Annotated in this window: 27 protein-coding genes, 1 other RNA gene, 2 pseudogenes and 1 other annotated feature; of the genes and pseudogenes, 10 read left to right on the forward strand and 20 right to left on the reverse strand. The window is 40.0% G+C overall.

The window, feature by feature from the left end:
• Positions 1-4: 4 nt before the first annotated feature.
• The 16 genes and pseudogenes from tsaD to ACLJJ6_RS07530 form a co-directional block, all read right to left on the reverse strand.
• Positions 5-1,042 (reverse strand): tRNA (adenosine(37)-N6)-threonylcarbamoyltransferase complex transferase subunit TsaD, encoded by a 1,038-nt coding sequence (tsaD, locus tag ACLJJ6_RS07455; RefSeq protein ID WP_412988671.1) that lies wholly within the window; start codon positions 1,040-1,042, stop codon positions 5-7.
• 7 nt (positions 1,043-1,049) lie between these two features.
• Positions 1,050-1,625: a ribosomal protein S18-alanine N-acetyltransferase gene (gene rimI / locus ACLJJ6_RS07460; RefSeq protein ID WP_412988673.1), complete on the reverse strand. Its 576-nt coding sequence runs from the start codon at positions 1,623-1,625 to the stop codon at positions 1,050-1,052.
• Positions 1,609-2,334 carry a tRNA (adenosine(37)-N6)-threonylcarbamoyltransferase complex dimerization subunit type 1 TsaB gene (tsaB, locus tag ACLJJ6_RS07465; protein WP_412988674.1) on the reverse strand — a complete coding sequence of 242 codons (726 nt, stop codon included), beginning with the start codon at positions 2,332-2,334 and terminating at the stop codon, positions 1,609-1,611. The genes rimI and tsaB overlap by 17 nt, the downstream gene beginning before the upstream one ends.
• Before the next feature lie 197 nt (positions 2,335-2,531).
• On the reverse strand, positions 2,532-3,524 hold the full coding sequence (galE, locus tag ACLJJ6_RS07470) for a UDP-glucose 4-epimerase GalE (RefSeq protein WP_412988676.1): 993 nt from the start codon (positions 3,522-3,524) through the stop codon (positions 2,532-2,534).
• Between the two features lie 48 nt (positions 3,525-3,572).
• Positions 3,573-4,352 carry an acyl-[acyl-carrier-protein] thioesterase gene (locus tag ACLJJ6_RS07475; protein WP_412988677.1) on the reverse strand — a complete coding sequence of 260 codons (780 nt, stop codon included), beginning with the start codon at positions 4,350-4,352 and terminating at the stop codon, positions 3,573-3,575.
• A gap of 26 nt (positions 4,353-4,378) precedes the next feature.
• Complete coding sequence (gene rsmI / locus ACLJJ6_RS07480; RefSeq protein WP_412988679.1) at positions 4,379-5,257, reverse strand: 16S rRNA (cytidine(1402)-2'-O)-methyltransferase; 879 nt, start codon at positions 5,255-5,257, stop codon at positions 4,379-4,381.
• A 12-nt stretch (positions 5,258-5,269) separates the two neighbouring features.
• Entirely contained in the window at positions 5,270-5,614 is a 345-nt protein-coding gene (locus ACLJJ6_RS07485; protein WP_412988681.1) for a DNA replication initiation control protein YabA, read from the reverse strand.
• Between the two features lie 39 nt (positions 5,615-5,653).
• Positions 5,654-6,658 carry a DNA polymerase III subunit delta' gene (holB, locus tag ACLJJ6_RS07490; RefSeq protein WP_412988683.1) on the reverse strand — a complete coding sequence of 335 codons (1,005 nt, stop codon included), beginning with the start codon at positions 6,656-6,658 and terminating at the stop codon, positions 5,654-5,656.
• Positions 6,659-6,678: 20 nt separating this feature from the next.
• Positions 6,679-7,008, reverse strand: coding sequence for a cyclic-di-AMP receptor (locus ACLJJ6_RS07495; protein ID WP_057750521.1), 330 nt, complete (start codon positions 7,006-7,008; stop codon positions 6,679-6,681).
• Positions 7,009-7,025: 17 nt separating this feature from the next.
• Positions 7,026-7,667, reverse strand: a complete 642-nt coding sequence (gene tmk / locus ACLJJ6_RS07500) for a dTMP kinase (RefSeq protein WP_412988685.1) — start codon at positions 7,665-7,667, stop codon at positions 7,026-7,028.
• Between the two features lie 31 nt (positions 7,668-7,698).
• Entirely contained in the window at positions 7,699-8,298 is a 600-nt protein-coding gene (gene recR / locus ACLJJ6_RS07505; RefSeq protein WP_412988687.1) for a recombination mediator RecR, read from the reverse strand.
• 16 nt (positions 8,299-8,314) lie between these two features.
• Positions 8,315-8,629 carry a YbaB/EbfC family nucleoid-associated protein gene (locus ACLJJ6_RS07510; protein WP_412988689.1) on the reverse strand — a complete coding sequence of 105 codons (315 nt, stop codon included), beginning with the start codon at positions 8,627-8,629 and terminating at the stop codon, positions 8,315-8,317.
• 29 nt (positions 8,630-8,658) lie between these two features.
• Positions 8,659-10,422, reverse strand: a complete 1,764-nt coding sequence (gene dnaX, locus ACLJJ6_RS07515) for a DNA polymerase III subunit gamma/tau (RefSeq protein WP_412988691.1) — start codon at positions 10,420-10,422, stop codon at positions 8,659-8,661.
• An 86-nt stretch (positions 10,423-10,508) separates the two neighbouring features.
• Positions 10,509-10,595, reverse strand: an RNA gene (ffs, locus tag ACLJJ6_RS07520) — signal recognition particle sRNA small type.
• Positions 10,596-10,607: 12 nt separating this feature from the next.
• Positions 10,608-11,138 (reverse strand): tRNA adenosine(34) deaminase TadA, encoded by a 531-nt coding sequence (gene tadA, locus ACLJJ6_RS07525; protein ID WP_412988693.1) that lies wholly within the window; start codon positions 11,136-11,138, stop codon positions 10,608-10,610.
• Positions 11,131-11,754: pseudogene (locus tag ACLJJ6_RS07530) on the reverse strand (class I SAM-dependent methyltransferase). Before ACLJJ6_RS07530 ends, tadA begins: the two are co-directional and overlap by 8 nt.
• A 250-nt stretch (positions 11,755-12,004) precedes the next feature.
• Between ACLJJ6_RS07530 and ACLJJ6_RS07535 the strand changes: the two are divergent.
• From ACLJJ6_RS07535 to ACLJJ6_RS07560, 6 genes are all read left to right on the forward strand, one after another.
• Positions 12,005-12,235: a redoxin NrdH gene (locus ACLJJ6_RS07535; RefSeq protein ID WP_412988694.1), complete on the forward strand. Its 231-nt coding sequence runs from the start codon at positions 12,005-12,007 to the stop codon at positions 12,233-12,235.
• 112 nt (positions 12,236-12,347) lie between these two features.
• A complete protein-coding gene (nrdE, locus tag ACLJJ6_RS07540; RefSeq protein ID WP_412988696.1) occupies positions 12,348-14,513 on the forward strand; it encodes a class 1b ribonucleoside-diphosphate reductase subunit alpha in 2,166 nt (721 codons plus the stop codon).
• A 27-nt stretch (positions 14,514-14,540) separates the two neighbouring features.
• Positions 14,541-15,560, forward strand: coding sequence for a class 1b ribonucleoside-diphosphate reductase subunit beta (gene nrdF, locus ACLJJ6_RS07545; protein ID WP_412988697.1), 1,020 nt, complete (start codon positions 14,541-14,543; stop codon positions 15,558-15,560).
• Positions 15,561-15,634: 74 nt separating this feature from the next.
• Positions 15,635-16,213, forward strand: a complete 579-nt coding sequence (locus tag ACLJJ6_RS07550; protein ID WP_412988698.1) for a TIGR00730 family Rossman fold protein — start codon at positions 15,635-15,637, stop codon at positions 16,211-16,213.
• Positions 16,214-16,733: 520 nt separating this feature from the next.
• Entirely contained in the window at positions 16,734-17,339 is a 606-nt protein-coding gene (locus ACLJJ6_RS07555) for a uracil-DNA glycosylase family protein (RefSeq protein WP_412988700.1), read from the forward strand.
• A gap of 793 nt (positions 17,340-18,132) precedes the next feature.
• The gene (locus tag ACLJJ6_RS07560) at positions 18,133-18,258 is read left to right on the forward strand and encodes a hypothetical protein (protein ID WP_412990450.1); all 126 of its coding nucleotides are present in this window, start codon (positions 18,133-18,135) and stop codon (positions 18,256-18,258) included.
• A 235-nt stretch (positions 18,259-18,493) separates the two neighbouring features.
• Here ACLJJ6_RS07560 and ACLJJ6_RS07565 read toward each other — a convergent pair whose 3' ends face one another.
• Positions 18,494-19,735, reverse strand: a complete 1,242-nt coding sequence (locus ACLJJ6_RS07565) for an MFS transporter (protein ID WP_412988701.1) — start codon at positions 19,733-19,735, stop codon at positions 18,494-18,496.
• 730 nt (positions 19,736-20,465) lie between these two features.
• On the opposite strand from ACLJJ6_RS07565, the gene istA reads away from it, so the two are divergent.
• From istA to ACLJJ6_RS07585, 4 genes and pseudogenes are all read left to right on the forward strand, one after another.
• Positions 20,466-21,680, forward strand: a complete 1,215-nt coding sequence (gene istA, locus ACLJJ6_RS07570) for an IS21 family transposase (protein ID WP_260210390.1) — start codon at positions 20,466-20,468, stop codon at positions 21,678-21,680.
• The gene (istB, locus tag ACLJJ6_RS07575; protein WP_412988384.1) at positions 21,667-22,497 is read left to right on the forward strand and encodes an IS21-like element helper ATPase IstB; all 831 of its coding nucleotides are present in this window, start codon (positions 21,667-21,669) and stop codon (positions 22,495-22,497) included. Before istA ends, istB begins: the two co-directional genes overlap by 14 nt.
• A 443-nt stretch (positions 22,498-22,940) precedes the next feature.
• Positions 22,941-23,051: pseudogene (locus ACLJJ6_RS07580) on the forward strand (hypothetical protein); the annotation flags it as partial.
• 243 nt (positions 23,052-23,294) lie between these two features.
• A complete protein-coding gene (locus tag ACLJJ6_RS07585) occupies positions 23,295-24,536 on the forward strand; it encodes an ISL3 family transposase (protein WP_412988180.1) in 1,242 nt (413 codons plus the stop codon).
• 89 nt (positions 24,537-24,625) lie between these two features.
• Here the strand turns inward: ACLJJ6_RS07585 and rplL are convergent, their stop codons facing one another.
• From rplL to rplA, 3 genes are all read right to left on the reverse strand, one after another.
• Positions 24,626-24,994, reverse strand: a complete 369-nt coding sequence (rplL, locus tag ACLJJ6_RS07590) for a 50S ribosomal protein L7/L12 (RefSeq protein ID WP_412988703.1) — start codon at positions 24,992-24,994, stop codon at positions 24,626-24,628.
• 33 nt (positions 24,995-25,027) lie between these two features.
• Positions 25,028-25,534, reverse strand: coding sequence for a 50S ribosomal protein L10 (gene rplJ / locus ACLJJ6_RS07595; RefSeq protein ID WP_412988705.1), 507 nt, complete (start codon positions 25,532-25,534; stop codon positions 25,028-25,030).
• A gap of 22 nt (positions 25,535-25,556) precedes the next feature.
• Positions 25,557-25,680 (reverse strand) — a sequence feature (ribosomal protein L10 leader region).
• Positions 25,681-25,731: 51 nt separating this feature from the next.
• Positions 25,732-26,421, reverse strand: a complete 690-nt coding sequence (rplA, locus tag ACLJJ6_RS07600) for a 50S ribosomal protein L1 (RefSeq protein WP_412988707.1) — start codon at positions 26,419-26,421, stop codon at positions 25,732-25,734.
• Between the last annotated feature and the right edge of the window lie 66 nt (positions 26,422-26,487).

Here is a 26,487-nt window from a genome sequence, read left to right on the forward strand (position 1 = left end):
CGATTTATTTAACGGCGTCTGGAACCCAGTCGAATTCAAGACTCGGCGCCGCATTTAAGCTGGCATCTGCAAAGACATGGTGCTTCATTGCCACATAACCAGCAGCACCGATCATCGCTGCGTTATCTCCACATAGCTTTAATGGTGCTTTGACAAAGTCTAGCTGTGGCTGTTTGGCGGCTAACTCAGTTGCTAGTGTATCACGTAAACCATGGTTCGCTGCAACCCCACCTGCCAGAATTAATTGTTTAATGGCAAACTGATCACAAGCCCACAGCGTTTTTTTTACAATAACATCAATAACACTTTGCTGAAAGCTGGCCGCTAGATCAGCCTTATTGAGTGTTTCATGAATTTGGTCTGCATGATGAACTGTGTTAATGAAGGCACTCTTCAGACCACTAAAACTAAAATCAAAGTTATCCTCATGAACCATTGCACGGGGAAAATGAAAGCTGTCTTGGCCTTGATGTGCGAGTTCATCGATTGTCTTGCCAGCTGGATAACTAATTCCAAGGACCCGACCAATTTTATCATAAGCCTCGCCAGCCGCATCATCACGTGTTTCTCCAATAATCTGAAATTCATTTTCATAGGGCATATACACAAGTTCTGTATGACCACCCGAAACCAAGAGTGCCATTGCCGGAAATACAATGGGTTTAACAAATCGTGCCGCATAAATATGTCCTGCCATATGATTAACCGGAATTAGTGGCAAGTCATTGGCATAGGCAAAAGCTTTCGCTGCTGACACACCAACCAATAAGGCCCCGACCAATCCTGGGCCATAAGTCACCGCAACAGCGGACAACTCTTGTGTTTGCACATGGGCTTCTTGCAAAGCCTCATCAATACAGATGGTGATTTGCTCAATATGGTGTCGGCTCGCCACTTCGGGGACAACTCCGCCAAATCGTTTATGACTGTTAATTTGAGTGGCCACAACATTGGCGAGGATCTTTTCGCCGTTTTCAATTACCGCGACACTTGTTTCATCACAGCTCGATTCAAATGCTAAAATTAAGTTTCTCTTCTCCATAATGCTCCTAATCCTTAGCTTCCAAGTTCAAGGTCATATCAATGGCATCCTCATGATCACCGAAATAGTAGTGTGCTTTGATGCCTGTTTTTTCGAATCCCATCTTTAAATAGAGTGCCTGCGCCCGTAAATTACTTCTGCGCACCTCTAAAGTCATCTTCTGATAACCGATATATATGGCCTTATTAATCATGGTTTTTAATAAGAAACTGCCAATGCCACGATTTTGTTTGTCTTCAACTACGGCGACGTTAGTGATATGGGCTGTCTTCGTCCGGTCATCAAAGGAAGCGCCGATGAAACCCAACATCCGATCATGATACCGAATAACTAAATATAACCGGTCAAATTTACGTCGCAATTCATTGGCAAATGCCGCCCGATCCCAAGGCGTCTGTCCCTCATAGACAGACCGCTCAACGTTTAAGATGTCGGGGATATCCGGAATCATAGCTTTTGCAATAAAATACGTATCGTCTTCGATTTGGACCACATGATCATGAATTTCAAAGGCTTGTTCTCGTAATTGTTTTGTGCGGTTAAAAAACCGATTTTTAATAGCTGTTTTAAATTTTTTCAACATAAGGTTTTGTATCCTCTTGTGGATGATGTTTTTTCCATTCCACTTCCGCCTCTGTTAAACGCAAGTAATTTGGAACGAAATCAAATGGTTGAGAAACTGGCTTTGCTTGGCTTCCTAACTGACCCAAAACGTACGCACTGGGCAAATCTTGGGCAGGAGAAACTCGGTTAAACGCGCTTCCTAACTGTTCGGTCAAATAGTTCGCATATGTCGCGACGTCGGCCCCAACAAAATAAACTGGTTCGTGCTTTTTTATGAGTTCAGTAGCCAATTCAGCTATGGCCACGTGTTGATCGGCCATCACCTCCACCAGTCCTCGCTGCGTTTGTCGATAAATTCCAGCAAATACATTCTGCCGTCTTGCATCAAACAGTGGCACAATTAAACGGCCAGCTTCATTCACATTGCCCGCAAGTGTTTTTAAGCTTGAGACACCCACCAAGTCAATATTTAATGTATAAGCCAACGTTTTAGCCGTTGTAGTCGCAATTCGTAAACCTGTGTAAGACCCTGGCCCCTGGGCCACCACAATCCGTTGTAAGTCTTTTGGAGATAGCCCAGCCTGTTTCAAAAGCGTCTCAATAATTGGTAACAACTGAATACTATGATTACGTCTGATATTCGTTGTGGTCATTGCCAGTAACTGGTCGTCATCCAAAACCGCAACACTTAGCGGTCGATTTGAAGTATCTATTGCCAATATTTTCATACTACTTGTCCTTATTCCCCAGTCTCTTTACCAAAATCAACTAGAACAAACCTACAAAAATCAAAAAGGCCTGTCCTAATTGAGTTTCCTTGTTATAAATACGTGATTCCTTAAATATCTTATCACAATTTTTTTATTTGTGACCCTTCATAAAAAAGAACCCGAAAATCATTTTTGATTTACGAGCTCCTCAATTGTTATTTATCTTCAAAACCATTCGGATGTTTTTGCGTCCAATTCCATGCAGTTTTGATGATTTGATGCACATCATCATACTTTGGTTGCCAGTGCAAGATTTCACGCGCTTTATCGCTTTGTGCAACCAATGTATCTGGATCTCCAGGACGGCGTGGCGCAACTTTAGCCGGAATTGTTTCACCAGTGGCCTCACGTGCGGCTTCCACAATCTGTTTAACGGAAAAACCGGTTGAAGAACCAAGGTTGAAGGCGTTGCTGTCATGACCAGCCTGCAAATACTTCATCGCCAAAATGTGAGCATCCGCAAGATCCATCACATGCACGTAATCCCGCACGTTTGACCCATCCGGTGTTTGGTAATCATCACCATAAATTTGCAGTTCTGGTCGTTTGCCTAGTGCCACTTGGAGCACGATCGGAATTAAATGAGTTTCGGGATGGTGATCTTCGCCAATTGTACCGTCTTCGGCTGCTCCGGCAACATTAAAGTAGCGTAACGCTACAAATTTGATCCCGTAAGCCACATCCGCCCAGTGCATAATTTTTTCCATCATTAACTTGCTTTCGCCGTAAGGGTTAATGGGATCTTGGCGATCTGATTCCTTAATGGTTTCATGCTCTGGATTGCCATAAGTTGCGGCTGTAGAAGAAAAGACGATTCGTTTAATCCCGTGATCATGCATAGCTTCCAGTAAGGTAATGACCCCGCCAGTATTATTATCAAAATACTTTAACGGATCTTTCATTGATTCTGGTACGATTGAAAAGGCTGCAAAGTGAATCACAGTATCAATCGTTTCCTTTTCAAATACCTGATCTAAAAATGCTCGATCACGAACGTCACCCTGATAAAATCTAGCTTCCTTTGCAATCGCATTAGGATGACCTGTTACCAGATTGTCGATAACGACCACATCTTCGCCTTGTTCTACCAATCTTTTGACCATGTGCGAACCAATATAGCCGGCCCCACCGAGAACTAAAACTGCCATAAAATCCCTCCTAGATATCCTGTCTGAAATTACTTAAATTATACCATATTAATGACTTGTTTTTTCCGTTTCTGTTGCTAATGTCTGCCAGTGACATTCCGCTTCACAATAGACTTCATCATTAACTAACATTCGATGCAAAGTCACAAGTTGACCCTCGTCAGTCGTTTTCTTCACGGCTTGACTCGTGACCAAATGGCCATACTGAATTTCTTTATGATACTGAATATTTAACCAGGTGGGTTGGTGTTCTTGCAAGAAATCTGCTGGCAAAACGTCAAGCAACCATTCAAAATAGTGCGAATTATTGACGTGTCCATTGGTATCTAAGTCAAAATAACGTACGGGATATTGCTTAGTCATTACAGTTGGTTCTTCACTGATACGTGCAACTCGGGGAAGACGTGGTAGCCGTTTGACCTCCTCACTTCCATAAGGATCCACCAGTTCTGGAATCAGTTTTCCCATCCGCCGCGTTTGATGATTCATTAAAACAAAATTACTATTTACACGCAGTAAATTTTGACCCTTTTCATCAGCAACTGCAAAACGACGTTCACAAAAGAATTTATTATGAGCGGTCGCCTCCGTAGAAAGTTGAATTGTGGTGCCAATTTTGGGGAGCGCGTTGATTTCCATTATGTACTGAGTCACTACCCAGCCGACACCATGTTTTAAAACTTCCGGTGAACCTACGCCCAGGCTCTCACTTTGGTCCTCGGAAGCTAAGACCATCAAATTGACTAGCATCGGAATTGAAGCATGATAGGTACGGTCACCATCATAATAAACTAATCGATGTGTTTCACTAAATTTTTTCCCCGCCACTTGTCAATCTTCCTTTCTCGCTATCTTTATGATTTTAAATGATGATACTGACTATAAACGTCTTGTTTTCGGAGTCCACGCAGCTTGGCCACTTGTTTAATCGCATCATTGGGCTTTTTTCCTGCGCTAATTAAATTGGTTACTTGTGCTTCAATGGAAAGTTCCGGAATTGATTCTGTTGGTTGTGAAGAAGGCTTCGGATTGCCCGCCACAACAATCACGAACTCGCCGCGGATCTCGTTTTCTTCAATCCAAGTCAGTGCTTCGTTTAAAGTCCCCCGTAAGAATTCCTCAAATTTCTTGGTAAGTTCCCGACACAAAACGACTTGCCGTTCATCGCCAAAAATGGCTGCCATATTCTTTAAAGTTTTTTTCAAACGATGTGGTGCTTCATAAAAGAGCAGGGTTTCTTCCTTATTAGCAAGCCGGTCTAACTGCCGTTTTTGTTCAGCTGGTTTACGATTTAAAAAACCGAAAAAATAAAAGGGCTGCGGGGCCAAACCCGACGCAATTAACGCCGTGAGGCCAGCATTGGCCCCTGGCAATGGGACAACTGTGATGTGCCGTTCAATACAGGCCACTACTAAATCATGTCCCGGATCGCTAATTGACGGCATTCCTGCATCACTGACCTGGGCAATATTGGTTCCTTGTTCTAGACGTGCAACTAATTCAGGCACCCGTTGTCTCGTGTTATATTCGTGAAAACTAATCTGTTTGGTGTCAATTTCAAAATGATTTAATAATTTTTGCGTATTTCGGGTGTCTTCTGCAGCAATTAAGTCCACTTCTTTGAGTGTATTAACAGCCCGAAATGTCATATCTTGTAAGTTGCCGATAGGTGTTGGTACCAAATAAAGCGTACCGCTAACCTGATTTTTTGCAAAACTTTTCTGTGACTGCACGTTTTGGCCTCCTTAGCGATCACCATAAATAACATCAAGACAAAAGGCACAAGGTTCATCATTCTCGCGGTGCTTGCCAAACCATTCATTGCAAACATGATAACCACGTCCGTATAGTTTTTCCAAGTTTTTCCGTGATTTAGAGAGGCCGTGTTTTGTGCTTTTTTGTTTTTCCTTTTTAGAAGGTTGTTCGTACTTACTTAGACGTTCACGTAAATGTTCATTTTCGATGACCAGTTCCGCATTTTCCTCCAAAATTTCTGCCATGCCATTTTGAAGTTCTTTAATTTGATCTAACATACGCTGCGTTTCATCTTGAATGCCATTGAAACTTTCATATATTTCTCGCTTGTTCACAATTTCACCTCATTGCCCAATCTCTAATCTTAGAACGGATCAATAAACCTGACACAGCCGTATAGTTAAAGTTTCCAAAACATTTTGAAAGCTTACGTTACGGTTCAATAAGTTCTTTGCTTCTAACGCTTTTTGTGTGGCTAATAAAAGGGCACTCGTCGTTTTAGTAGGTAGCTGGGCAGTAATCTCCTTGTCTTGATTAGGAAAGCTCAGGCGCTCACTTTGGGGATTCACCTTTAAAATTAAGGCTTCCCGGCAGTACAACATTACAATGTCCAAAATTAATTGCTGCTCATCTTTGGTCTTGGCAAGAGTTAAAAGCTTAGCCTGAACCTCAATAAACGCACGCATATCTTTTTTAAAGCTCATGAGAAACCACCGTGCTAACTCAGACTGAACTTGGCTTAACCAATCATCTTTCAGCCATGTCTCAACCTCCACCACACTATTGGTTAAATTAACCGCCATGGCAATGAGACTGGGCGTAACTTGTTTTTCACGCAACTGTGCCTTAAATTGTTCTGGCACTAACGGTTTTAATTCTACTACTTCTGTTCGTGAAATGATGGTGGGCAGCATCAAATTCTTATTAGTGGTCAAGAGAAAAGCTGTCACGTTAGGGCTTGGCTCTTCAATAAATTTCAGTAAACTATTGGCAGCGCCGGCCGTCATTTTTTCAGCATCCGAAATAATAAAAATCTTTTGATTTCCTTCAACCGCACTCTTCGTGAATTCTGCTTTTAAAAATCGCACCTGATCAACCTTGATACTTTGTCCATCCGGCTTTACGATCACCACATCGGGATGCTGCCCAGTACTAATTCGCCGGCACTCCTGGCATTTTCCACACGGTTCGTTAGCTTCTACATTTAAACAAAAAAGACGCATTGCAATCCACGTTGCCAACTCGTCTTTTCCAATTCCTGATTCGCCAGCAAACAAATAAGCATGCGCCAATTCGTGTTTCGCAATTACTTTTTTAAAATGCTGAACCAGCGCTGGTTGCTTATTAGAAACCGCAGTTTTAATACTGTCTGCCGTCATTTGTTACTCCTTTATAAATCCTAGAATTGCTGAAATTTTTCAATTGGCATGACAAAAACAGTGGCGCCACCGACCTGTACTTTAACCGGATAAGCCGTTGTGCCTTCCATGCTGGCATCAAGATTAACGGGTGGCGTCATGAATTCCTCACGACTATGAGAAGCTTCTTTAATCATTGCTAAGACTTCATCAACCCGCTGATCATCAATTCCGATCATGTACGTGGTATTTCCGGATTTCAAAAAGCCTCCGGTTGTGGACAGTTTTGTTGCCCGAATATTCGCATCAATAAATTGGTCACTTAATTGACTAGCATCCTTATCCTGAACAATTGCAATAATTAACTTCATAGCCATCACTCTCCTGATTATTTAAAAAATTCTCCATTTTGTGCAACAATTATTGCTTCGACATCTTTAACTACTTGCGCTCGGCTCTTCGTGGCGTCAATTGTTTTTACGCGCTGCGGTGCCTTTCGGGCAATTTCTAAGTATGAGGAACGCACCCGCTTGTGAAACGATAGTTGTTCAACGTCCAAGCGATTAATTTCATCAGTTCGGTGGGTCATGATCCGTTGCAACCCAATTTCTGATGGAATATCAAAATAAATGGTCAAATCGGGAAGCAATCCCGCCGTTGCAAACAAATTCATTTGATAAACTTCTTGGGTACCGATCTTGCGCCCTGCCCCCTGGTAAGCCACCGAACTGTCCACATAACGATCACAAAGCACCATTTTTTCCTGCGCAAGTGCCGGTTGAATGGTCTCGACAATATGTTGTCGCCGAGCAGCTGCATACAACAAAGCCTCGGTGCGGTCATCCATCTCGGTATTTTGACGATCAAGAATAATATCGCGAATAGCTTCTGAAATCCGGTTGCCACCTGGCTCCCGTGTCACGACTAACTTATCGGCCAAAACGGGTTGTAAGTCCGCGACAATCGTATTTAAAGCCGTTGTCTTTCCTGCGCCATCTGGGCCTTCAAACGAAATAAATTTTCCTCTCAAAATGCTGTCTCACCTTTTTACCTTTAACTTGTTACATCTCTGTCCGGCCTTCAACTGCCTTAAATAATGTCATCTGATCGGCATACTCAATATCACTACCAACTGATAACCCATGCGCCAAACGAGTAACCTTGATTCCCGCTGGTTTGATTAAGCGAGAAAGGTACATAGCCGTGGCTTCTCCTTCTGGCGTGGCGTTCGTGGCCACAATCACTTCTTTAATCTTTTGATTGTTCTGTAGCCGTTTTAAGAGACTAGCGATATTTAAATCTTCTGGGCCCTTGCCTTCCATTGGCGAAAGTACGCCCTGCAAGACATGATAAAGGCCATGATATTCCTTCATCTCTTCCATTGACATCACATCTTTTGGGTCTTCGACGACCAAAACTGTGCTCTGATCACGCGTCTTATCCCGGCATATCTCACACGGGTCATCTTCCGTAATGTTGCCGCAAATACTGCAAAAATGTAAATCACGTTTTGCTGAAACTAAGGCTTTGGCAAACCCGCTTACATCATCAGCATCCATATCTATGGTATAAAAAGCTAGCCGTGTGGCACTTTTTTCACCAATGCCGGGTAATTTCATGTAACTATCAATTAACTTTGCAATTGGCTCTGGATATTGCATTTAAAAGCCCTCATCCTTACATTCTTGGCAAACCTTTAGTGTATTTGCCCATTGTCTTGTTTGTCTCATCATCAATTTTCTTCATGGCATCGTTCACCGCTGCGACAATCAAGTCCTGTAACATATCCACATCATCAGGATCAACAGCTTCGGGATTAACCACAATGTCTTTCATCTGCTTATTCCCGGTAAACGTCACTTTGACCATGTCATCAGGTGCAACACCTGTAAATTCAGTCGCATCTAAGTTACTTTGTTCCTCGGCAACTTTCTTTTGCATCTTTTGCATTTGTCGCATCATATTTTGCATATTTCCCATTCCACCGCGCATATTTAGTCCGCCCTTCTTAATTTCATTATTTAATCATCTTTTACTTCAACTGTATCAGCACCAAACAGTGCCTCTGCTTTAGTTACCAGCGGATCTGCTGGCGCTTGCGTTTGGCTAGATACTGATTCCGAGCTATGAGCCGCTGCCGAATCACTGTTTTGCAAATCTTCTTTATGCTGATCGATATAACTTTGCCGGATTTGTGGCCACTGTTCGGCATCCACATACGCAATTTTGAGGTCGTGACCCACCAGTTTATCAATATCGGCACTTAGCAGTTCACGCAACTCACTGTCATCAGCTGCTTTTTCGTATAAGAATGCATAGTTGAAGGCAATTACGGCCCCTTCTTCACTAGCCGCCACCGGTTGGGCCACATGCATTAACGCCCGCTGGGTCACACTTAACATCGACATCAAGTCCGGCCAGATCTCTTTTAATTGTACCAAATTTTGTTTTGTTGCGTTGGCTAAAACCGGATATATTTTGGCGAGGTTAGGCTTTACTTCCCGACTGCGCCGTTTGGTTGTCGGCGTTTGGCGATTCACAGATTGAGGTTTGGCATTTTCAGTATGGTTTTGCTCCAATTGCTGTACCTGTGCCGAAAGTTTCTTCACCTGACTTTGTAAACGGTCAATTTCCGCATTAGATTGGGCGGCCTGCGCATCTGGCTGAGCCACCTTTTCATCTGCTGCTAACGGCTTCATCTGTACCGGCTGCGCGAGTTTGATGGTCAAAACTTCCATATAAACATCCGGATGGGTTGTAAAGCGCATTTGCTGCTGAGTTTCGTTGAGATGATCAATCATCTGGTAAATTTGCTCTGCACTCAATTGAGCGGCAAACTGTTTAAATTGCTCATCCACATCACCTAAGTCTTGGTCCACAACCAGGGAGGGATCCTGTTGATACAGCAACAAATTCCGACAAAAGTTAATCAGGTCTTCGATAAACCGATTCGCATCTTTTCCCTCTGCTAAAACCTTTTCCAGTGTCTCTAACGCTTGGCTCACCTGCTGGTTGGAAATGTCGGTGACGTAAGCATTCAACAAATCGTGGTTCACACTGCCAGTCACCTGCAGGGCATTTTTCAACGTGATTTCATTATCGCCAAACGAAAGGGTCTGATCAAGAATACTGAGTGCATCCCGCATCCCGCCTTCCGCAGCCCGTGCAATAATCATTAAAGCCTTGTCGTCAAAGCTAATCTGCTTTTGTTGCAAAATATAAACCATCCGGTCATAACTATCCTTTGTCGAAATACGACGAAAGTCAAACCGTTGTGTTCTGGAAATAATGGTCAAAGGGATTTTTTGCGGTTCTGTCGTTGCCAAAATGAAGACAACATTAGCTGGTGGCTCCTCAAGCGTCTTCAACAGGGCATTAAACGCACCTGTCGACAGCATATGCACTTCATCAATAATGTAAACTTTATAATCGGCCTCTGTAGGCGCATATTTTGCCTTGTCACGAATGTCACGAATCTCTTCAACGCCATTATTAGAAGCCGCATCAATTTCGATAACATCATTAAGGCGTCCTTGCGTGATTGCCTTACAAGTGACACATTCGTTGCACGGCTCGCCATCCTTAAGATGATGACAATTGATCGCCTTCGCAAATATTTTGGCCGCCGAAGTTTTTCCCGTTCCGCGCGGTCCCGTAAACAGATAAGCATGACTAGTCTGTCCAGTTATGAGCGCATTTTTTAGTGTCTGTGTAATAACTTGCTGGCCCACAATTTCATCAAAACGCTGTGGTCGCCAAACTCGGTATAAGGCTTGATAGCTCATCTTTGCAATTCCCTTCAATCATTTTTGCAAACTCATTCTAAATAAAAAGCTCCTAGCCATAGCGACTAAGAGTTTCACAATTTCCTAATAACTTAAGGCACAAGACAGATCAGACTTAGTGCTGCTTCCTTCCGGACCTGACACAATTCGTAAGTCCACCCTTGCCTTAAGGCCTCTCGGCACTATTAATAATACTCGAACTTAAACAAAATTTCTACTAATTTGTTTATTTTTTTTCTGACTTTTTTTCGATTCCGAATCTCACGAAAAAAATCTCGCATAATTTGACCGGCTTCTTTTTCAAACAGCCCTTCATGAATCTCAACTTGATGATTTAATCTTTGATCAGATAATAATTGGTATAAGCTTTGTACCACCCCCGCCTTAGGGTCCCGGGCGCCAAAATAAACTTCGGGCACCTGTGCATTAAGGATTGCCCCACTGCACATCATACAAGGCTCGATCGTCACAAATAACTGACAATCCCACAGTCGCCAACTTTTTAGCGTTTGACAGGCGGCTTGAATGGCGATCACCTCCGCATGGGCGGTGGCATTTTGATCGCGTTCCCGCAGATTATAACCGCGTCCGACAACCTGATTTTTGTAAACCACCACAGCACCAATCGGAACCTCACCCAGTTCTTTGGCCTTTTTAGCTTCCTCATAAGCGAGGCTCATAAAATAAAGTTCTTGATTGGAAGATAACTTACTCATTAGGCTTGGCAGTCTCCTTTACACTGCGGATAATATAATACCCTTTTTGACGCTGAATGATTTCTGCATTTCCGAACTTTTTAGCCATCACTTTTTTAGCTGACGGCGCGCCCTGTTTTTTTTAAAGCACTATGGTTAGTGTGCCATTAATTGCCAAATGCGCATAAGCCTGTGTTAAAATATTGGTCACAACTTCTTTTCCCGCACGGACCGGGGGATTAGAGATAATAGCTTGGTAGTTTTGCTCAGCGACCTTTTCATAAACATCTGATTGCCAAACCGTGACGTTTTCCAGCTGATTTTGCTGCGCGTTTTGTTGGCACAATCCCAGCGCCCGTTCATTCACATCAATCATATCTACTTGAACATCAGGAAGGTTAGCTGCAATGGCAAGGCCAATAGGTCCGTAACCGCAGCCAACATCTAAAACCGGGCCTGGTGTTAATGTGGTTAAGTCAAGCGCGTCCAGTAAAACACGGGTACCGTAATCAACGGTATCTTTGGAAAAAACGCCGCTGTCAGAATTAAAAATTAAGTTTTTGCCTAGCAATGTAAATTGCCACTGCCTTTTCTCATGTAAAACTTCAGGATTTTGTGTATAATAATATTCAGTCATTAATTTGCTCCTCTTTTGTTTCTATTATAGCTAATTATGACAGTGAATACATAACTAACTTAGCGTTAGTTTTGGGGTTAGTAATTGAATAAAAAAAGTTTTTCTTCAAAACCTTATCAGACCACCATATTTAGTGATTTCTCAAAAAAACATACTAAATGTGGTGGTTTTTTCATTGAATTTTACATTAGATGCTGTATACTGAATTTATTCGTTAAATATCAATGAGATGAGAATTGAAGGTGATTACATGAGTGAAGTTGTAATTTATACAAAAAACAACTGTATGCAATGCAAGATGACAAAACGTTTCCTAAGTGAACACGATATTCCTTTTAAAGAACGTAACATTAATACGAATCCGGATTACATCGACTACTTGAAATCTCGTGGCTTCCAAGCCGTTCCCGTTGTTGAATCCAATGGTAATGAACCGATTGCCGGGTTCCGCCCTGATGTTTTGAAACAGTTAGCAATGTAACCGCAACAAAATATCAGGATAATAAAAAACGCATCATGCTGCCTAATACAGCTAGGCGTTTTTTTATTTTTGCTTAATTTCTCTTAAATGTACACAGAAAGGCGTGAAACTGATGAGTCTTAAGAACCTTAAAGATGTCACATATTATGATTTAAACAATGAGATTAACATCCCCGTCAATAACCAAATTCCGCTAAACAAGGACCATGATGCCTTAGCCGCATTTTTAGCACAAAATGTGGAACCGAACACGATGAAATTCGATTCCCTAAAGGCCCGGTTCGATTATCTCATCGAAAATGACTATATCGATGAAGCCTCTATCCGAAAATATTCATTTGCCTTTTTAGAAAAATTATATGCATTCTTAAAAGCTCAAAATTTCCACTTTCATTCTTTTATGGCGGCATATAAATTCTACGCGCAATACGCTTTAAAAACGAACGATAATAGCTACTACCTCGAAAACTTTATTGATCGCGTGGCCATGAACGCTACCTACTTTGCAGAAGGCGACGAGGATTTGGCGATGGAAATTGCCGATGAAATCATCCATCAACGCTACCAGCCGGCAACCCCTAGTTTCTTGAATGCCGGTCGTAAACACCGTGGCGAACTCGTTTCTTGTTTTCTCATTCAAGCCACTGATGACATGAACGCCATCGGCCGAACTATCAACTCGGCACTCCAGCTTTCTAAATTAGGCGGTGGCGTAGGTATTAACTTGAGTAACCTACGTGAAGCTGGTGCCCCCATTAAGGGCATCGAGGGCGCCGCAAGTGGTGTGGTTCCCGTCATGAAGTTGCTCGAAGACAGTTTTTCCTATGCTAACCAACTGGGTCAACGTCAAGGTGCCGGTGTGGTTTACTTAAATATTTTCCATCCCGATATCATTGCTTTTCTCTCTGCTAAAAAGGAAAATGCTGATGAAAAGATTCGGGTCAAAACACTTTCACTTGGCGTGGTTGTTCCGGATAAATTTTACGAGTTAGCCCGCACCGATCAAGAAATGTACCTGTTCAGCCCTTATTCAGTTGAAAAAGTCTATGGCAAGCCTTTCTCTTACGTAGATATCACCGCTGAATATGACAATATGGTGGCGAACCCCGACATCAAGAAGACCAAACTAAAAGCTCGCGATTTAGAAAATGAACTCTCTAAGCTACAACAGGAATCCGGTTATCCTTACATTGTGAATGTAGACACCGCCAATCGTGACAACCCCATCTACGGCAAGATTGTGATGAGTAATCTGTGTTCTGAAATCATGCAGGTACAAACACCATCCGCAATCAATGATAAGCAGGAATACACGACCCTTGGAACTGACATTAGCTGTAATTTGGGCTCCACTAACATTGTGAACATGATGGAAACCCCTGATTTTGGGCGTTCAGTTGAGACCATGGTTCGCGCATTAACTTTTGTTACGGATCATTCAAACATTAATGTGGTGCCTTCTATTCAAAATGGTAATAAACTCGCCCATACCATTGGTTTGGGCGCAATGGGCTTGCATGGCTACCTGGCAAAAAATCATATGTACTATGGAGATCGTGATTCACTTGATTTTACCAGTGTTTACTTCATGCTTTTGAACTACTGGACGTTAAAAGCTTCCAATAAGATTGCGCGTGAACGCCACACAACTTTCCATAATTTTGAAAAGAGTAAGTATGCAGATGGCAGTTACTTCGATAAGTATGTGACTAAGGATTGGGGTCCGAAAACCCAAAAAGCTAAAGACTTGTTTGAGGGCATTGATATCCCTACCCCAGCAGATTGGCAAGCTCTAAAAGAAGCCGTTATGAAAGATGGCCTCTATCATCAAAATCGCATGGCTGTTGCGCCAACTGGTTCAATTTCCTACATTAATGATGCCACTGCTAGTCTTCAGCCAATTGTAAACCGTGTTGAGGAACGCCAAGAGAAAAAAATCGGTAAGATTTACTTCCCAGCGCCATATCTTGACAACAGTACGTTAAAATATTATCAATCGGCATATGACATTGATATGCGCAAGGTTGTCGACATCTATGCAGCCGCACAACCACACGTCGATCAAGGGATGAGTATGACATTCTTTATGCATTCTACCATTCCAGAAGGCCTTTATGAATGGAAAGATGGTCGGACAAATAAAATGACCACCAGGGATTTGAACATTCTCCGTAACTATGCTTATAATAAGGGGATAAAATCTATTTATTACATTCGGACATTTACTGACAATGACGGTGAAGTTGGCGTAAATCAGTGCGAAAGTTGCTCAATTTAATTTAAAGCTAGAAAGGATCAACAAAATATGGCAGATGCGAAGCTTAATCCAATCAAATGGACACCTGAAGGTAACTACAAAGCAATCAACTGGAACCAAGTTTCCGATGAAATCGATAAGGCAACCTGGGAAAAACTAACCGAACAATTCTGGTTAGATACCCGAATCCCAATTTCTAATGACTTGGATGATTGGCGGACATTAGACGAGGATCACAAATGGGTGGTAGGACACGTTTTTGGTGGTTTAACCCTTCTGGATACCCTCCAATCACAAGACGGCATGGCAGCTCTTCGAAAAGACGTGCGGACACCGCATGAAACGGCAGTTTTAAACAACATCCAATTTATGGAATCTGTCCATTCTAAGAGTTACTCTTCTATTTTTGAAACTTTGAACACGCCTGATGAAATTGATGAGATTTTCTCTTGGAGTGACACAGAAGAATTTCTACAAAACAAAACCAAGAAAATTTACACCCTCTATCATGATGACGGTGATCCATTGAAGAAGAAGATTTCTAGCGTCTTCCTCGAAACATTCTTGTTCTACTCTGGTTTCTTTACACCACTTTACTATTTAGGCCACAATAAGTTGACCAACGTTGCAGAAATCATCAAATTAATTTTGCGTGATGAATCTGTCCACGGGACTTACATCGGTTATAAATTCCAGCTTGCGCTTAAAGAACTTCCTGAAACAAAACAGCAGGAATTAAAGGATTGGATGTTTAACTTCTTGTATGAGCTTTATGACAATGAAGAAAAATACGTCCACGTCTTATATGATCAAGTGGGCTGGACAGACCAAGTTTTAACTTTCACACGTTATAACGCTAATAAAGCACTCATGAACTTGGGTCAAAATCCCCTCTTCCCTGATACGGAAGCAGATGTTAATCCAATCGTTATGAACGGGATTTCAACCGGAACAGCCAACCATGACTTCTTCTCACAAGTTGGTAACGGCTATCGTTTGGGACAACTCGAAACAATGTCTGATAAGGATTACAATATCGGTGAGCCTAAAGACCATGATGAAAAATAAAGTTCAAATTTGAGAGCGTCTCTAAGTTCAAAACTTACGAGACGCTCTTTTTTAATTCAATTGAGGTGATCAAAATGAAAGCAATTCAATCAATTTGTGTATTTTGCGGCTCAAACACAGGCTATGCAGAGGCTTATAAAACAACCACAATTGCACTAGCTGATTACATGGCAGCGCACCAGTACCGGTTGGCCTATGGCGGTGGCCGCCTGGGACTAATGGGAGTTTTAGGCAACGAAATGTTAGATCAGGGTGGTGACGTTTTAGGGATTATTCCAAAAGTCTTGTTTAATGAACACTTAGGTCGCATTCCAACGGATAAGATCATTACCACAAGTGATATTTCCGAACGTAAACAATACATGCTGGATGCTTCGGACGCTTTTGTGGCGTTACCTGGCGGATTTGGCACGTTAGAAGAATTTTTCACCATGCTATCTTGGAGTCAAATCAATCTGCATCAAAATCCCCTCGCTTTACTCAATATCAACGGCTTTTATGATCCGTTAATCCAGGCTTTGAAGACCGTTTGTGAGGCAGGATTTGCACCAAAGGAGAACTTGGACCTTTTCATTGTGGCAACGAGTGTCCCTGACCTGTTTCAACAGTTGGCTGACTTCCGCCATACCCAAACAAATAAATGGACAAACTAATGGGTTACAAAAATACCGCCAACATCTGATTACTAGGTGCTGACGGTATTTTTAGTAAGATTTTGAGAGATAAATTACTTATTGAATTTACCTGATTTGTTCTGTTCTGTATTCATTAATCAACGTAATCAATGAATTAATCATCTTTTTACTTTCACTTCGATTTTTATCCACTCTGAAAGGAGAAACTTCATCTTTGAAGAATTATCTTAACCACGTTTAGGGGACACTTCTAAAGGATTATTCTTAACATTCATAGCAATAAATTTTTGATACCATTAGTTACTAGTTCGTTTGAGACTATTACATCAAACGCAAAAAAGTCTCATAACTCCTTCTATTTCATCAAAAGCTATTCGTTATTTGATATTCAACGTTAGAAAAATTTTCAAAACGTTCTTTTTCTACGAACTGTTGTTTTTTTTATTTTCTGATCAAACGACACTATATGTCACAAGGGTTTTATACAATGAAGCCGCTTTTAAAAAATTATTATTTACAAGTGAAAGAAGGAATTTTAATGGCAATTGAAAAAAAAGTATATGACGAATTATTTGATTTGAGCAAATACGATGCTAGTTGGGCACTCTATCCAGAGTTTGATCAAAAACCCGACGGAATGACGGAATTTCAACAAAACAAACTTTGGCAAGTAATAAATAATCAATATATGATTTTAGCACTAAACCCTGGAAAAAAAATCGAAAAAATTCCTTGGGTAAATTTTCATTCTAACGTCGGAACAGGAGCTAGAAGGCTACGTGAAGTTACCAAACACTCGGTCTTAGAAGGATGCTATATTACCGATGTTTATAAAAAAATCTATAATGCGCATAGTACTAAACTTCAAAGGTTTGAAACGACTCGCGATAAAGTAACTGCCTCACTTCCAATTCTAGAACGTGAATTAGAATTACTTCATAATCCGACAATTATTGGTCTCGGCGATGGTGTAGAAAAGTTTGCCAAAAGATATTTGACAAAATATCGTTATATCAAAGTTTTTCACTACTCTTATTTAGGTGGCAAAGATATCCATATGACTGACGAGAAATACTATAACCAATGGTGGCAAAACTTAGAAAATTCTGGTATAACAAGGCCTTCAGCAGGATTTCAGCACTGAGAGTTATTTAATTTTTGATACTTAAACAACAATTTTTATTTCCTGTCTCCAATTAATTTCTAAAGTACTTTATGTTCTATACTTGTTTACCCTATTCATTAAAAAATTCCCAGAAATATTGATATATCATCACTAAGCAGAAACTTTTTCAAAAGTTGTGGAGCGCGGAGAATTTATCTTAGTAAAAGAATAATCCTCATTTTTTACGCAATGTGAACACAAAGTTTAGCATTTCGAGCCTTCCTTTCAAAAAATCGATAAAAAGCTCACTTAAAATTGAGGCTTTTTGGTTCTACAATATCTGTTGTTGGTAATAGAATTTTAACTACTGTTGACGACAGATTTTTTATATATTACTTTTTTATATATTACTTAGGAGTAAATAAAAAAGGCTATTTCCTGCCTATCCACCAAACCAACCATGATCCGAGAAAAAAGAAAATTTTCTTATGGATAGCATATACTGTTAAGTATAGAAGATAAACATATAAGATGGCGTTAGATAAATTAATGACACCACCCGTTACCAAGGCCGACCAGATTACCGTCCAAAGACCTGTCCGCACTGTGCATTCTCAATCAAGACCAAATTATTAATTATGGTCGGCACAACACCATCGTCCGATTCGCGAAAACTTTAGGAAATAATGTGCTGTTATAACTTAAGTGCTGAAGCTTTCAATGTAAGTAGATCAGACATACTAAACCCTAAATAACGTTCACTTAACACTTCAACGAAAAAATTGAAACAACTAAAAGGTTCCGGCAAAAAGATGCATAACACCATGTAGAGATTCAGCATACATTTCTGATGACCTACACAAATGGACCGTTAGGAATCTCAAACAATAAAAGCAAAATCATCAAACGTGTTAGCAATGAATATCGGAGCTTCTCTCGTTTCAGAACTCGGGTATAGTATGCGTTTAGGGTCAAAACAAAAGTAGACCTTAGCCCCTCGGTATGGTTAAAGACTTTAATATAATCTGTGTGTTCTTATTTTCTAAAAGATCATTGTAAACCGTTGTTGAATTAAACAAAAAGTAAATAACACTTTTTAAATTAACCAAGAATTAAAGATTTCGTTGGATATATCAAGTTTTGGTAGATAGTGTTTTCTTGCAAACCGAAATTCTTTGCTTTTTGATAATTCATCACTTTTTATCATAATCACCTTTGCTAGTCAACCATTGAGACAACAGCAAAACTAATACAATGATCGAAAAGGCTACAAGTGCAATTACAAGTATTCGAACAGTTACTAAAGTTGCCATAAATGGAATGACAATCATTGAGATAGACGAGCTTAGAAACAGCAAGGTATTAATACCTCCTGATATCAAGGATAATTTGTTTCGAGGCGTATACTTAATTACTTGAGCACTAAACTTTGGCTCTATTGTTCCGATTATCAGATGTACAACAAATGTGAGAATAACTGTGATAAAAAGCATTTTCTGGAATAGACTGCAAAATAATAATGTAATAAAGACCGTACAAAATACCGACAACCGAATAAATGTAGCTTTTGCAAACAACTTAACACCTATCGTATTCCCAAAAATCATGCCCGCTGAAATTGCAACTGTAATGCTAGCAATTTCGAAAGAATAGTTACCACTATACATAGCTGGGTTCTTACTAATATAAATTGCTATCAAAGTGATTAAAGGTGCTATCAGAAAGTTAATTAATGAAAAATCAATAATAGCCTTGCTAAGACCCGTTTTATATATTAACTGTAACGATTCTTTTATCTCCACAACAAATCCTGAAAAATCAGATTTTTCAACTATAACTTTTGTTTCTGCTTGTTTCAATTTTGTTTTAATTGAAACTATAATCAGCCCCACAATTAAGAAAGTAAGTGCATTGATAAATGCTAATTCCGAAAAACTAAACCAGATTAAGAGAGTTGCACCTACTAAATTTGCAATAGCAGAAACCGTTTGTGTGATAGCCGAATTAATTCCTGATGCTTCCTCAATTTGATCTTCTCTAATAATCGTTGGGAAAATAGGTGTATACAAACTTTCAGACATTTTTCCGAAACAATCTGAAATTAAATTAATGCTTGTAACCATAACCAGGATAATTAAACTTCTCCCATTCAAAACCATTAGGCAGACACCAACATAAAGAAGAAAACGTATAAAAGCAATTCGAACAATCCATCTAATTTTATTGTTCATACGGTCGGCCATGAACCCAAATACAAAGAACAATAAATTTGGTAAAGACTCTGATAAACTCACAATAAAGATTGCTAATGCTTTGTTACTAAAACCATTAGCGAAGGTTAATAGCGCAATATAGTAAAGTGAATCTCCCATCACCGATATCAAATCTGACAATGACATTCTAACAAACAATTTATTTTTAAAAAGATCTTTCATGGGAGCACCTCCCGTTTCTAATTTATGTGTGATTCTCGGTTGTGTTTTTCAAATCAAACATTGATACTTTTTTATTGGTACATGTGGGACAATTAGGGACTTTTCTCCAAGTAAATATTTGACTGTACTCTAAATCCAGAGAATGATAGGTTTATATATGCGTCTCAATTTGTGGGTTCATAAGTGTTCCCCCCTGGTAATATAAAAAGCACCCATTATGAAGAAAAATCATAATGGGTGCTTTTTCGTTAAAACAGTTTTGGTTTAATAATGATGACAGATAGCAACTGTTTTAGGTTCCAACCCTTTAATTTTTTTACCTCAAATACTTTGCTTTTCGCAAAGAATCACCCTTAAGCCGAGAGATTTATCGTTTAATAAATATTTATTAATTAGAATTTTATGTCTATGTTTTATCTCTGTCAAGTCTTTTTTATTATTCTTTTAATTACGCAGAGAATGATTAGAAAATTGTAATATGTATGTTGATACTGATTTCGCAGTATAAGCTTAAGCAGCTTTGTGACGACGACCAAAATTAAGAATTTTTATCCATACGAAGAACGCATTCGCGATTAACAATTAATCAAATAAAAATGTAAAACAGTTGCATAATGTAGACGGTGTCAGCAACGGTTGTAAAATGTTGGAAAATACCGATTAGAAAATGTCGGTTTTCCAACATTTTTTTACGGTAAACTAAACGTATCTCAAATTTGGAGGAACTGAAATGCGTTTAGATGTTGAACAGTGTGTCCAGCAATATATTATGAACAAAATAAAGCCCAACTTCGCTGAAATTGGTCGACGATATGGTGTTGATCCGCGAACGGTTAAAAGATACTACAATTTAGGGCTCACGCCCCCAGATGAGCAGCCACAACCCTTACGGCGGCCGAGTAAACTTGACGATTATCGAAAAACGATTGAAGAAAAGGTTCTAGAAGGCTGTTCGGCAACGGCAATTTATTACTTTATCAAAGAACGTGGCTATCAAGGAAAGCAAAGTATTCTCAGAGACTATTGTCGAACCATCAGAAAAGCCGCAACGAAAAAAGCCACTATCCGGATTGAAACCTCGCCAGGGCTTTCAGCCCAGGTTGATTGGAAAGAAGACTTAACATTGATTTCTCGGCATGGAGAGATTGTCAAAGGCAACATCTTCTTATATGTTTTAGGGTACTCGCGAATGAAATACATGCAATTTACCTTCAGTCGCAGCCAAACTACCTTTTTTGATTGCTTAACGAATGCCTTTTGGGCAACCGGGGGTGTGCCGAAAGAAATCTGGTTTGACAACCAAAAGGTTGTCGTCGATCATCATAAAAGTAATTTTGGTAAGCCGGTATTTAATGAAACCTTCGTTGAATACGCTAAGGACGCTTGTTTCAAGCCAATTGCTTGTCGACCGTTTCGGCCACAAACCAAAGGAAAGGTTGAGGCGTTGGCCAGAACTACTCAGCGAATTAAAGTTTACAACCATGAGTTTGAAGAGCCGCTAGACTTAGCCGAGATCGTTCATTTGACGTGTGATCAGCTGAATCATGAGAAGTCTCAGGCGACTCAAATTCCGCCTTATTTATTGCTTGATAAAGAAAAAGAGTATCTCCATGATTTTGATCATGACTTACTCGATGCCTATGCCAGCCAAACCATCGCAAGGAAAGTTAGCAAGGAATCAATGATTGTCTTTCAAAATCGGAAATACTCCGTCCCCATCAGATATATTGACGAAACCGTACAAATTAAACACGATGACAATACTCTATACGTTTATTATAACGGAGAACTAATTCGTTCTCACCCTATTTCACTGAAAAGATTTAATTATCTTCGCGATGACATGGAAGAGATTGTCCGATCAGACCTTTATAAGAATCGTGATGACCGAGTCATTGATGATTACGTCGACCGAAACCTGAAGATGTTTGATGAAATGGAGTGAGAAAATGGCTAATTACCAAGCGTTATACACCAACCTTAGACAATTAAAGTTAGATCGTTTCGCCGAACATTTAGGCTACCTATTGGATCATCAAGATGAAGCACCCAAGTCCTTGAGTGATGCCTTATTCGAATTGACAACGGCTGAGCTTAAATACCGGGAACAAAAAAAGATTAATTTGAGAATTAAACTAGCCCGCTTTCCATATGAAAAAACGTTAGCTGACTTTGACTTTAGCTATCAACCAGGAATTAACCAAGGGACAATTGAGGACTTGGGATCACTAAGATTCACCCAAGAGAATCAAAACATTTTGTTTATCGGCACCTCCGGTGTCGGTAAGACTCACCTAGCCACCGCCATTGGAATTGAAGGGTGTAAACAAGGAATTTCAACGCAGTTTATTCGATGTAGCGACCTCATCAACAAGCTTCAAACAGCACAAGTTCAAGGACGAAGCGAAGAAGTGTTGCGCCGGTATGCCCGTTTTCAAATTCTAATCATTGACGAGATTGGTTATCTCCCAATTGAGTCAGTGGGTGCTAAGCTGTTCTTTCAGCTAATTGAAAGACGATATGAACGGAAATCAACCATTATCACCACTAATATTCCGCTTTCTAAGTGGGGAAACACCTTTTCAGATAAGATGTTAGCTAACGCCATTTTAGACCGCTTGGTTCACCACGCTAAAGTCATCCGAATCACCGGTCGATCATATCGAATGAAGGATCATTTGATTGAAAAGAAGGATAATTCTGGACCTGATTTATCAGGTTTTAGCTCACAAAATAAAGAAAGGAGCAGTGAGACACTGTAAACCTTATCGGTAAAAAACAGCATTTTTTAATCGGCAAAAAACGACATTTTCACATCGGCGTTGACAGACGGTGTGTTTCACTGCATTAATCTATTCTTTTTTTATGAGAACTATGCGTTCAAGCATACAAAGAGGCGTGCACCTCTTGTAGGTTAATAATGACAACAAAACAATACCCATAGTCAGAAGAAGTAAGCCACAGTCGATGGTAATGACCGTAGTTTTTCATTCTGAACGATGAAAACCATTTTTTTGCACAAAAAAGACACCATACCTGAACGTATACGCCTTTTGGAAGTAATTCCGTTGATCATAATTTATTAATTTCTATTTGAATATTATTACTAAGGAAACGCACTGTCCATTAGCAAATGCGAGTTGATTACATATCACTTCGAAAAATACTTTTTTTGACGGTCTATACAGCTTGACCGTTAGAGAGCTCAAACAATAAAGTTAAAATCATGAAGCGCGTTAGCTACGGATATCGGCGTTTTTCTCGTTGCAGAACTCGGGTATTGTATGCGTTTAGGATCACACCAAAAAAATCCTAATCGCCAAATGATTAGAACCTTAAAGATCCCACCGTAACAGTTGATGAAGAACCACAAAACTGGCACTCACGAAAACTAAACAAAAAAAGGAACCCACCAAAACGGTGAGTTCCTTTAAATGGGTCTACACTTTCTGGTATTGGTGAATAACTGATACCAGTTTTTATTTTGAAAAAAAAAGGACATTTGCCCTCTTTGTGTTACGATTTAATCGCCTAATAAAATCGAAAAGAGGAAAAACAAATGTCCCTAACTAATTCTATCCTAAGCCTATTCGAAATAACAGACCCTAATTTAACTGTAACTGAGATTACTAAGGAACATTATCCCAATGGGCAACACGTTCATGTCGTTCACGCTATCCTTTCCTATCAACTTTTAAAATGTCCTCATTGTGGCCATAAATCTCTAATCAAAAATGGAACTCACATTGGCCATCTAAGATTGGGAACCTTATCAGGTGGACGTTATGAGATGCAGCTAAAACGACAAAGATATCAATGTAAACGGTGTTTAAAAACCTGTGGTGCTCAAACTAACCTCGTTAAACGTAATGAAACTTTTACGCATAATGTGAAACATCAAGTAATTGTTCTGGCTCGGGATATGCTGACCAGTAAAGAAATCGCTAAGATTTGTGGGATTTCACCAAGTAGTGTTCAACGCATTTTAAATGCGAATATTCACTTAGCTTATCGTGTTAAAACACTCCCCCAAAATCTTTGTTTTGATGAATTCCGTTCCTGTAATCATCTAATGTCCTTTAACTGTTGCGATGCCGTTAGTCATCGCCGCATTGTGATTCTTAAGGATCGCCTTAGTAAGGATATCATTGATTACTTTGAAGCTCGCTATTCAGTTCAAGAACGTATGAAAGTTCAAACAATCACCGTTGATATGAATGCTGAGTATGCTGGCTTTATTCATCGGTTATTTCCTAAGGCAATAACCATCATTGACCGTTTCCACATTATTCAACTTGCCGGTCGGGCACTGGATAACGAACGTACACGTGTGATCCATACTTTTCAAGATAAGCATTCCCGAGTTTATCGCATTCTAAAATCTCAATGGCGTTTGTTCCATTTGGCAGAAGAAAAGGTCAATGATACTAAACTTATCTATTTACACGGTATCAACGAATACATGACCCAACAGAACGCCATTGACCTAGCCTTAGATGAATTTCCAGAATTTAAAACTGTGTATCAAACCTATCAAGGAATTCTAACAGCCATTCAACAAAAAGATGCGGTTGGATTTAAAACCTTGATTGCCAACTACAAGGCGGCTGGCAACCAAATGGATATTACTATCTCAACTTTAATAAAGAATGGTCCTGCTGTTCTCAATAGTTGTCGTTATCCGTATTCCAACGGTCCTATTGAAGGACTAAATCGTAAAATTAAGGTGTTAAAGCGTAGCTGTTTTGGTTTTCAAAATATTCATAACTTTTTCATTCGTATCAGTTTAATTTATGCGTAAACAAAAAAAGCACATTCACCGAAGTGAACATGCTTTTCAAAAATCTCCACCAATACAATTTGACAGAGACCCCTTTAAATGACTGACAATTACTTGATTGTAACTGTAGCGCCAGCTTCTTCAAGCTTAGCTTTAACATCGTTTGCTTCTTCTTCAGAAACATCTTCTTTGATTGCTGAAGGTGCCTTGTCAACAAGGTCCTTAGCATCTTTCAAGCCAAGTCCTGTGATTTCACGAACTGCCTTGATAGCTTTAACTTTAGCCGAACCTGGTTCTGTTAATTCAACAGTGAATGATGTCTTAGCAGCAGCACCGTCGCCACCAGCAGCACCTGCTGCAGCTACAGGAGCAGCTGCAGATACACCGAATTCGTCTTCGATAGCTTTAACTAAGTCATTTAAGTCAGTAATTGAAGCACCCTTTAAGTCTTCAATAAATTGGTCTTTATCTAATGCCATTTTTGTTTCCTCCATTTTTGTGTGTAAATTTAATTATGCAGCGTCTTCTTCAGACTTCTTATCTGCAACAGCTTTAACAGCGTAGGCAACGTTGCGTACAGGTGCTTGTAAGACATTAGCAAGCATGCTGAGCAAGTCTTCACGGCTAGGCATTGCAGCATATGCTTCGATTTCTTCGATTGAAGCGATCTTACCTTCGATCATGCCACCTTTAAGTGTCAATGCTTCGTGGGCGTCAGCGAACTTCTTCAAAATCTTAGCAGGTGCAACAGGATCCTCATCAGAGAATGCTACGGCACTAGGGCCAACAAAAACATCATTTAAGTCTTCGAATCCAGCTTTTTCAGCAGCACGAGTTAAAATCTTGTTTTTGATAACGCGCAATGTCACGCCAGCTTCACGTAATTCCTTACGTAATTCTGTATCTTCTGCAACCGTCAATCCACGTGAATCAACGATAATTGCAGAAGCAGCTTTACCAAAATAATCAGCAGTTGTTTCTACAACAGCAGCTTTTTTAGCGATTGCTTCTTTACTCATTAATTTCACCTCCAGCAAGTTATTAATTATAAAAAAATCCGCACCCAGACAAGGGATACGGAAATTTACATTTCTACGTTCCTCGGCAGGCAGTTATTAAGACGCGTTAACGTCACCTGAGTCTTAGGCAAATTTTATTATAATTTACTTATCCAAGTTACCATAGAAAATAGTTCTATGTCAATAGTCAATCCTAATTAGAATTGAGCTAAGTCAACATGGACTCCAGGACCAAATGTTGATGTTACAGAAACATTCTTGACATAAGTTCCCTTAACAGATGCTGGACGTGCCCGAACAATTGTGTCTTCAATGACAGATAAGTTACCCAATAACTTGTCAGCATCAAAAGAAACCTTGCCAATTGGCACATGAACATTACCATCACGGTCTGTTCTGTAAGTTACCTTACCTGCTTTAGATTCTTCAACAGCTTTTGTAACATCCATGGTTACAGTACCTGTCTTAGGGTTTGGCATTAAGCCTTTAGGGCCAAGAACTCGACCTAAACGACCTACTTGAGCCATCATATCAGGTGTTGCAATCGCAACATCGAAATCAAGCCAGCCGTCTTGAATACGTTGAACTAAGTCATCGTCACCCACGACATCTGCACCAGCTGCTTCAGCATCTTTGGCTTTTTGACCTTTAGCAAAAACGATCACTGTTTGTTCCTTACCTGTACCATTTGGTAAAACAACAGCGCCACGTAATTGTTGGTCAGCTTGTTTTGTATCTACATTTAAATTAAATACTGTTTCTACAGTTGCATCAAATTTAGCGAAATCAATCTTCTTGACTAATTCCAAAGCTTCCTTTGGTGCGTATGCTTTTGTCGTATCAACTTGCTTTAAAGCGTCTTGATACTTTTTACCTCTTTTTGCCATCCGTGTTTTCCTCCTTGCAAATGTGGTTTTATCGGATTTTCCTCCCACTTGATACATCCACTTTAA

It is taken from the genome of Pediococcus siamensis, from assembly GCF_047220215.1.
GTDB lineage: Bacteria > Bacillota > Bacilli > Lactobacillales > Lactobacillaceae > Pediococcus > Pediococcus siamensis.

Excerpts from the sequence above, each read along its gene's own strand:
- ACLJJ6_RS07535 (WP_412988694.1), top strand. The coding sequence starts at position 12,005 with ATGAGTGAAGTTGTAATTTATACAAAAAACAACTGTATGCAATGCAAG.
- ACLJJ6_RS07550 (WP_412988698.1), top strand. The coding sequence starts at position 15,635 with ATGAAAGCAATTCAATCAATTTGTGTATTTTGCGGCTCAAACACAGGC.
- galE (WP_412988676.1), bottom strand. The coding sequence starts at position 3,524 with ATGGCAGTTTTAGTTCTCGGTGGGGCCGGCTATATTGGTTCGCACATG.
- tadA (WP_412988693.1), bottom strand. The coding sequence starts at position 11,138 with ATGAGTAAGTTATCTTCCAATCAAGAACTTTATTTTATGAGCCTCGCT.
- ACLJJ6_RS07585 (WP_412988180.1), top strand. The coding sequence starts at position 23,295 with ATGTCCCTAACTAATTCTATCCTAAGCCTATTCGAAATAACAGACCCT.
- ACLJJ6_RS07565 (WP_412988701.1), bottom strand. The coding sequence starts at position 19,735 with ATGAAAGATCTTTTTAAAAATAAATTGTTTGTTAGAATGTCATTGTCA.
- rimI (WP_412988673.1), bottom strand. The coding sequence starts at position 1,625 with ATGTTGAAAAAATTTAAAACAGCTATTAAAAATCGGTTTTTTAACCGC.
- holB (WP_412988683.1), bottom strand. The coding sequence starts at position 6,658 with ATGACGGCAGACAGTATTAAAACTGCGGTTTCTAATAAGCAACCAGCG.
- dnaX (WP_412988691.1), bottom strand. The coding sequence starts at position 10,422 with ATGAGCTATCAAGCCTTATACCGAGTTTGGCGACCACAGCGTTTTGAT.
- istB (WP_412988384.1), top strand. The coding sequence starts at position 21,667 with ATGAAATGGAGTGAGAAAATGGCTAATTACCAAGCGTTATACACCAAC.
- tsaB (WP_412988674.1), bottom strand. The coding sequence starts at position 2,334 with ATGAAAATATTGGCAATAGATACTTCAAATCGACCGCTAAGTGTTGCG.
- tsaD (WP_412988671.1), bottom strand. The coding sequence starts at position 1,042 with ATGGAGAAGAGAAACTTAATTTTAGCATTTGAATCGAGCTGTGATGAA.
- ACLJJ6_RS07495 (WP_057750521.1), bottom strand. The coding sequence starts at position 7,008 with ATGAAGTTAATTATTGCAATTGTTCAGGATAAGGATGCTAGTCAATTA.
- rplJ (WP_412988705.1), bottom strand. The coding sequence starts at position 25,534 with ATGAGTAAAGAAGCAATCGCTAAAAAAGCTGCTGTTGTAGAAACAACT.
- istA (WP_260210390.1), top strand. The coding sequence starts at position 20,466 with ATGCGTTTAGATGTTGAACAGTGTGTCCAGCAATATATTATGAACAAA.
- ACLJJ6_RS07555 (WP_412988700.1), top strand. The coding sequence starts at position 16,734 with ATGGCAATTGAAAAAAAAGTATATGACGAATTATTTGATTTGAGCAAA.
- nrdE (WP_412988696.1), top strand. The coding sequence starts at position 12,348 with ATGAGTCTTAAGAACCTTAAAGATGTCACATATTATGATTTAAACAAT.
- recR (WP_412988687.1), bottom strand. The coding sequence starts at position 8,298 with ATGCAATATCCAGAGCCAATTGCAAAGTTAATTGATAGTTACATGAAA.
- nrdF (WP_412988697.1), top strand. The coding sequence starts at position 14,541 with ATGGCAGATGCGAAGCTTAATCCAATCAAATGGACACCTGAAGGTAAC.
- ACLJJ6_RS07510 (WP_412988689.1), bottom strand. The coding sequence starts at position 8,629 with ATGCGCGGTGGAATGGGAAATATGCAAAATATGATGCGACAAATGCAA.
- rplA (WP_412988707.1), bottom strand. The coding sequence starts at position 26,421 with ATGGCAAAAAGAGGTAAAAAGTATCAAGACGCTTTAAAGCAAGTTGAT.
- rplL (WP_412988703.1), bottom strand. The coding sequence starts at position 24,994 with ATGGCATTAGATAAAGACCAATTTATTGAAGACTTAAAGGGTGCTTCA.